The sequence below is a fragment of the Brasilonema bromeliae SPC951 genome (assembly GCF_012912135.1).
Lineage (GTDB): Bacteria > Cyanobacteriota > Cyanobacteriia > Cyanobacteriales > Nostocaceae > Brasilonema > Brasilonema bromeliae.
The window spans coordinates 1-4,264 of sequence record NZ_QMEB01000348.1 but is presented as its reverse complement, the minus strand read 5'-3'; the positions used below and the strand labels follow the sequence as shown (position 1 = coordinate 4,264).

Genomic DNA, 4,264 nt, shown 5'->3' with positions numbered 1-4,264 from the left:
GAATAGAGAAGAACCTTGAAAGAAGGTGGAAATGCAATTGAAGGCTTGATTGTAAGTGTGCCTTGGTTTCGGGAAGCACCACAATCAAAAAACTTTGCCCAAAAAGCAGCACAGCAATGGGGAGGAAAGATTAGCTGGCGCACAGCCACCAGTTATGACGCCACTCAAGCTTTGATTCAAGCTTTATCCTCCAAAGCGCGATCGCGCAACAGTTTTGCAAAGATTGCGAAAGGTTAACCTTTCACCCCAAGAAACCTCCGGGAATACAATCCAATTTACTCCACAAGGAGAGATACAGATAAAACCCATCTTGGTTAAGATTAAGAATGGTCAGTTTAAGATTTTACGGAACTAAAGCACTCGTGTCGGACTCTTCTTTCACTTCCCAACGTAGAAGCCTTGGTAGCTGTGTCACATCCAAGGCATAGTTCACAACCCATAGGACGACTTGTACCACCAACAGATTTCGTACCCAAGTGAGATCAGTTTCAGCACTGAGGAACTTCCACCCCTCATAAAGCTGCCAAAAGCGATAAGGCAAGTATAAGTAGGGAACCATCACCCATACAACTGTGTGAAACTGCCTGAGTGTCAAAATCTCAGCTAAGATTTGCAATCCTAGCATGACTAAGTAGGGAACAAGCACAGTGAGGATGCGATTGTCACCGAACCACACACCCCATACAAGTATCACCACAAGGGGAACAATCAATCCTATAACTTGCACCGTACCGAACCAAATTTTAAACCACCCAGGGAGTGGTTCGGGAAGGCTGAAGGGTTTGGAATTTCTCCACGCCCAGCCTACAACAACACAAAAAAATGTAGAAATTATCAGGAAAACAAAGTTTTCGATAAACAGGTATAAGTTTATGTTTGAAGAAGTCATGACCCTGATATCCTCTTGACCAAGTAACTCAACTAACCACCATTACCTTCTTTGTCAGTTCTTCTTGTTTTCTTTAATAATATGAAGAATTGATGGTAATAAAGAAACAACAATAATTAATCCAATAATGGGTAACAAATACTTATCTAGCTGTTCAGCTGGTAGGGATTTTCCTAAGAAAAATCCTAACAGAGTGATGCCGAATGTCCAAAGAAACCCGCCAACCAAGTTATAGGACATAAATGTGCGATAATGCATGGCACCAATGCCAGCGACAATCGGCGCAAAAGTCCGTACGATTGGCACAAATCGAGCTAAGACAAGTGTTTTCTTACCATGTATTTGATAAAAATTTGTTGTTTTTATCAAATGTTTTTTATGAAATAACCATGAATCTTCTTTTTGAAATAATTTGCGACCAAACTTATGTCCAGTCATATAGCCAACGTTATCACCAAGGACTGCACAAATAAAAGCGCCAATGATCAGAACCCAGATGTTGAGTAATCCCTGAGATGCTACAAATCCAGCAGTGAACAGCAAACTATCACCTGGTAGAAAAAAGCCAATGAGTAAGCCAGACTCAGCAAAGACAATTGCCCATACTCCAAAGTAGCCTAAAGATTTTATGAGTTGCACTAAATCAAAATGCATAGAATATCCTCTAAATCAATAATCTATTTAACACAAAATTCAGAGGAATATCAGAATTTTTTTTGGCTGTCACGCATTTGCAGCCCTTGGACATTGCATACACCCAAATCACAGGGTTGGGGGAAACTACGAGTAGCAGCGTCACTAGAGAAAATAGGAAAGTGACGCAGTCGATCAGGATTACGCCCCGAATCTCAGTAGTACATTAACTCAAGCCGAAACCCCCAAGACCTTAGCGACTACCCGCTAGCAACAGCCTTAAGAAACACCATCCCTGTTCCCTGTTCCCTGTTCCCTGTTCCCTGTTCCCTGTTAAGCGTGTTTCTTAGGAGTAAGTGTGCAACGCCATATCGGTCACAGCTTATTACTCGTTCATTTCTTTCATTGTCGCCAAAGCTGAAGGAGACAACCGACTCAGATAGCGGAATATCCAGTATTTAAAAATAGTGTCCAAAATCACAGGGAAAGTGGCAATAAAAAGAGATATTGCGCTTTTCTCTGCTGGAAGCCCCAAATGTTCCGCAAATCCTTCAAGAATCACCTCCCAACCATGTGGTGAGTGGAATCCGACAAATATATCTGTGAATAGAATAATCAAGAATGCCTTAGCACTGTCACTCAAACCATAGATAACATCATCGATAAAAGATTTCACAATCACAATTTCTCTTTTGCTTGTAACAATTACCAATGCAAAAGCTATAAGTGATAGCAAATCAGCAAAAACATTGCTAATAGCGTTATTGCCTTTCTCCCGAAATTCCTCAGCAATTGTATGGACTTTCTGTTTTACTTTTTCCTCTATGACTTCTGGAGAAAGTGGTGGTGCTTGACTAATCAGGCTCTGAAACTTTAGATTTTGTTCAAAAGTTTTTAACTCTGTGAGAGCTTCTTCTTCCATTTCAGAGTTAAGGAACAGTTGACTGACATTTTCACCTCTGACCCGCTCTACAATTGGACTTACTAAGAATTCTTTAGAAAGAGATTGAGTTAAAATTGGCACAATAACTAGCATTGCCAAAAATTTTGCAGCAGTTCTTGTTCTGTTTTTAAAAATTTGGAAGTCTCTAACAAATTGTTCTTCTGCTTGTGGCAAAAAATCTGCTTTAATTCTATTGAGTGTTCTTCCAATTGACCTAGGAAATACACCTGTTTTCTTAAAAACAGGGTCAACTTTTATATTGTCTACACCAGATGAATCTGACTGGTTGTTAACTTCGTCACGGTTCATTTGTAATGGTTGAGAGACTGGTGTTATCCCGTTCTTATTGATTTCTTGTTCTAAATTATATTTGAGGGTAACCTCATCAATAAAACTTAATTTTTCTAAAAAAGCAGAACTTGATATATCGAGGAGAGAACAGCTGATACGAAACTCTGCTAATTTTGCCTTGATAATCATTAAGTTCTTGTTGAGAGAAACCTGCCAATAAGCCCTGACACTTTCAGTGTAATTGCTTAAGTGTGGCGTAATTTTTTGACCATTAAAATGTTCTCTTTCAATATTTTTAATTCTATGAGCAGCCTGGTAAGCTTCTGATAGTGCTCTTTCTGGTGTACCCAGTAACCGTTTGTTACCAGCCTGTAAGTATTCTTGAATTTTTTGTCCGATGAATCCTGGATTTTTGTTGAAAAACAAAATTTTCATGTTACACTATTAATTTGTAATATTTTTAACTATTTTTGTTTTCTTTAATTGAAAAATCAATAATGGCTAATAAACTATAATTGATACTTATAACTTATTAGCCATTAGATGGGTATCTTATTCTGAGTGTACACCTATAAGAGAGTTTGGTACAAGGAATGAGCGATTGAGAAGTTCAAATTGTTTTTTGCTAACATCATAAGCAAAGACTTCTCCACTCTCAATTTCATAAATCCAAGCATGAAGAGTTATTTGACCACTGTGAAGTTTCGAGCAAATTATCGGGTAAGTTTTCAGATTTTCTATCTGTATTAAGACGTTCTGTTCAATTGCAATTTTTAATAGTTTCTCGGTGGGACAATGCTTGTAGTTGTCTAGGACAAGACGACGGGTAGGCTCGGCATAGTGCTTCAACCAATCGTATACTAGTGGCATTTGCTGAGCAAGATTACCTATTTGTAATAGTCCTTTCATCGCTCCACAGTGGGAATGACCGCAAATAATAATATCTTTAATATTCAATGCTTGAACAGCATATTCTACACCTGCACCTTCACCATTATTAAGTGGTCCATAAGGTGGAATAATATTACCAATATTACGAATAACAAATAACTCCCCTGGCTGGGTTTGAGTGATTAAATTAGGGTCAATACGAGAGTCAGAACAAGTGATAAGTAAAACCTCAGGAGTTTGACCATGAGATAATTCCTGGAAAAGCTCTCTATGGCTGACAAAATAGTTGTCATGAAACTCATTTAAACCACTGATTAAGTGTTTTATAGACACAATCTAGTTCCTCCTATGGAAAGAAATCTTTATTTTGAAACTTCATATTTTTTAACCTATTTTTCGGAAAAAAACTGTCATTTTTTTGATTTTTTTAAAGATGATAGACTTTTTTAAAGCCCGCAACAAAAGAGTCAAGCAGTCTTGTCATCAAAAGTCTAAAACCTATGGGTGGGATTCTCTATTCCCATTCAAAAGTTTAGTGAATTGGTCATGATTTCCAACTTATTGACCAAGAAAGGGGTGTAGGGGAGCCAGTACTGTTCGCGCAGCGTGGCACTTTG

Annotated in this window: 5 protein-coding genes; 1 reads left to right on the top strand and 4 read right to left on the bottom strand. The window is 38.2% G+C overall.

All coding sequences use genetic code 11. From position 1 onward, the window contains the following. Positions 1–15 precede the first annotated feature (15 nt). Positions 16–237 carry an ABC transporter substrate-binding protein gene (locus DP116_RS27245; RefSeq protein WP_169158107.1) on the top strand — a complete coding sequence of 74 codons (222 nt, stop codon included), beginning with the start codon at positions 16–18 and terminating at the stop codon, positions 235–237. Positions 238–343: 106 nt separating this feature from the next. Here the strand turns inward: DP116_RS27245 and DP116_RS27240 are convergent, their stop codons facing one another. The 4 genes from DP116_RS27240 to DP116_RS27225 all read right to left on the bottom strand — a co-directional run bounded on the left by DP116_RS27240 (position 344) and on the right by DP116_RS27225 (position 3,980). Then, a complete protein-coding gene (locus DP116_RS27240; protein ID WP_211173538.1) occupies positions 344–889 on the bottom strand; it encodes a DUF7733 domain-containing protein in 546 nt (181 codons plus the stop codon). Positions 890–943: 54 nt separating this feature from the next. After that, positions 944–1,543: a DedA family protein gene (locus DP116_RS27235; protein ID WP_169158106.1), complete on the bottom strand. Its 600-nt coding sequence runs from the start codon at positions 1,541–1,543 to the stop codon at positions 944–946. Positions 1,544–1,907: 364 nt separating this feature from the next. Next, entirely contained in the window at positions 1,908–3,191 is a 1,284-nt protein-coding gene (locus DP116_RS27230; RefSeq protein WP_169158105.1) for a proton extrusion protein PcxA, read from the bottom strand. 117 nt (positions 3,192–3,308) lie between these two features. Continuing rightward, complete coding sequence (locus tag DP116_RS27225; protein ID WP_169158104.1) at positions 3,309–3,980, bottom strand: carbonic anhydrase; 672 nt, start codon at positions 3,978–3,980, stop codon at positions 3,309–3,311. Positions 3,981–4,264: the final 284 nt, after the last annotated feature.